Below are 1,139 nucleotides of genomic sequence, written 5' to 3' on the forward strand. Positions count from 1 at the left end.
GCCACCGGCAGCGGTGAACGCACCGAGAGGTAATAATCCGCCCCTTCGCGCAGACGCGGGTCTTGCAGACGCGCCAACCACTGATGCAGACGCTTGTCGTGCTCGAGCTCAATGGACACCACCCGTGATGGCAGGCTGGCTTCCAGCAAGTCACCGAGCAAATCAAACAGCGGCGGAAACACCTCATTGAGTTGCTCATGCTGCCAGGCCGGTATCGCACTGACCTGATGCTCCAGCGAGAACGTCAGCAGACTGCCCGCCAGACGCGCCAGTTCAGGATAGAGCCGCTCCGGTGGACTTTGGGGAAAACGCAGGAACTGCCCCAACACCGGTTCGGCACTGTTGAGCGCATTGAGCAACCAGAACAGCGACACATCGGCGACGGCAAAATCCGCCATGCGTTCATTGCTCTCACGGCGCATCGCCATCAGGCGGGTCAACCGCGCGCGCAACTGGGTCATCAGTTGTTCAAGCTGGTTCAACAACCAACGGCTGCTTTCCACCTTCAGCAACGGCGGCAGAAAGGTGTCATCCAGTGACCAGGCACCCTGCATATCCTGCTGCAAGCGCGCCACCGGGCAAACCAGGTAGTCACTGTTATTCTGGTGAGCAAAACGTAATGTCAGTTCGGGCTGCAAAATGGCTATCTGGCGGGTGTCATCGCCAAATTGATTGCGCACATCACGCCAACGCTGACGATAACGGGTCGGGCGCTCCGCCACTTCCTCTGGGGTAAGGCAGTTGCCGCCGTTGGCACGCAACATCGGCAACGCCAGCACCACCACCACCTCCTGCTGTGCCGTATCGAGTGCCAGTACCGGCGGCAGGCTATCGGCATTGTCGGTATCGACCAACGTGCCATCCTGAAAGCGCACCTGCAAATGGCGCCCCTGAAGGCGCCCCAGTTTTAACGCGTCAAGGTCAAACGCCGCCTGGAGCACGCCCCAGGGATGCGTCAAACCCATCTGTGCCAGACATTCCGTTGACCAGGCCGCATACGCGGCCTGCTGCTGGAAATGCTGGGGCGAGACCATGATCCCCCGCCCCCATAACGGTTGTTCCGTTTTCACACTTCACCTGCCTTAGGCTTTGGCTTTTGGCATCTGCGAAACCAGTGACAGGTTGATATCCATCCCTTC

Annotated in this window: 1 protein-coding gene; it reads right to left on the reverse strand. The window is 59.4% G+C overall.

What is annotated here, in order from left to right:
- On the reverse strand, positions 1–1,034 hold a 1,034-nt coding region (gene tssK, locus AC2A06_RS18570), incomplete at its 3' end, for a type VI secretion system baseplate subunit TssK (RefSeq protein ID WP_484381267.1).
- Positions 1,035–1,139: the final 105 nt, after the last annotated feature.

It is taken from the genome of Serratia sp. HNCC26DJ244 (genome assembly GCF_057180565.1).